Genomic DNA, 1,505 nt, shown 5'->3' with positions numbered 1-1,505 from the left:
ACTATAATTCACCCAGAATAATATATGTATGACTATATGTGAAATGAGGATGAACAGTGTATGAAATTCCAAATAGACGCAGTAGCAACGTTAGGAAGCATATTAAAGGCGTTGCGAACAGAAGGCGTGAAAATAGGTGATGTTGCAAAAGCAATTCCTAACATTAGTGAAAAGCCTTTGCGAAATGCAATAAAAGAAGCTGGATATGCATTTAGTAATAAATCGCCAAAAGGGTGGCATTATGTTGGTAGTGATGTAGAGCCTATAGATAGAAGTATATTCGACTATGTGAAATCTAATTCATCTAATGTGAAACGCACTTCACAAGAGATTCACACAGAATTCATTCCCGGTAATACTGAATTCACAAGTAGTAATAAAAAGGTGAGCAATGATAATACAGAGTTCATACAGAGTTCACCTGTTGTTCACCCACAGTTTACGAAGGATGAAGTATCTATGCTCATGGAAATGCTTTACGAGTGGCAACAAAAGAAAGCAGAAGAACAACAAGGGAAAATTAATGTATCCAATCAGGTTCACGAAAGGATCAAGCAGCTACCAAAAGATGATAAAACACGGAAAACTATTGTTATTGATAAAAATATAGGAGATTGTTTAGATAAATATTGCGAAGCCGAGAGAGTGAATAAATCAGATGTATTACATTTAGCTTTATTAGATTTCTTTAAAAATAATTAGCCCTATACTGTTAACAAAAAGCTTAAGTTTTTTCGTATACCTATTAGTTGAAAAAGATTCCAATTTCGTTTATTATGAAATTATCATGATATCTCCTCAGATATCACTTTTAATAATTTAAAAACAAATAGAGATAGAAAGAAGGGCTTTGCTGTGCGTATTATTCTTGATGCGATCGGTGGAAGCCAGAGCGTAAAAAGTTGGGTAGAAATAACAAAAGTATCTGAACCACCAGTCTACAAACGATTCAGATACGATTTAGATTACCTTGAATTGTTTGGCGAACAATTACAAAAAGGTTTTTGTAAAGAAACCGAAACAATAAAGAGACTAAAAGATACAGACGACATTTGGCAACTAAGAGTAAATGATTATCGAATTTTTTATTTTTACTCAGACAACGAAACAATCGTCATGCTTAATTGGTTCAGAAAGAAAACAAAAAAAACGCCAAAAAAAGAAATTCAAAAAGCAGAAATGCTAAAATTAAAAATCCAACAAAAATACGCTTTGGTTTAAACCACAATTATTCCAATTTCCCAGCTATACAGCTGGGGACATTCGGGATAAATCGAATCAAAACACGGCAAATAATAACCCAAAGAACACATTTTACTTAGACTAAATTTAGTCAAAACAACACATTCTGAAAAGAACTAAGGAGGGTAAAAAATGAAAAAAACAAAAAAATATTTTTGGATCAAATAGTTAAATTCAAAACTATTTCACCTTACAGACAATGTAAAATTAAATTATTGATTTAAAGTTAGGCATAAAATAATTAAATACTATTAGTAGTTAAA

General features: G+C 31.6%; 2 protein-coding genes. Both read left to right on the top strand.

The annotated features are described in order from the left end of the window. Positions 1-60 precede the first annotated feature (60 nt). Positions 61-702, top strand: coding sequence for a hypothetical protein (locus tag AB0D57_RS47760; RefSeq protein WP_362088779.1), 642 nt, complete (start codon positions 61-63; stop codon positions 700-702). A 153-nt stretch (positions 703-855) separates the two neighbouring features. Next, positions 856-1,221 carry a type II toxin-antitoxin system RelE/ParE family toxin gene (locus tag AB0D57_RS47755; protein WP_362088778.1) on the top strand — a complete coding sequence of 122 codons (366 nt, stop codon included), beginning with the start codon at positions 856-858 and terminating at the stop codon, positions 1,219-1,221. Positions 1,222-1,505 lie beyond the last annotated feature (284 nt).

Origin of the sequence: Streptomyces sp. NPDC048275, assembly GCF_040652275.1 — a bacterium.
Taxonomy (GTDB): Bacteria; Actinomycetota; Actinomycetes; order Streptomycetales; family Streptomycetaceae; genus Streptomyces.
This window is presented reverse-complemented; position numbering and strand designations above follow the sequence as displayed.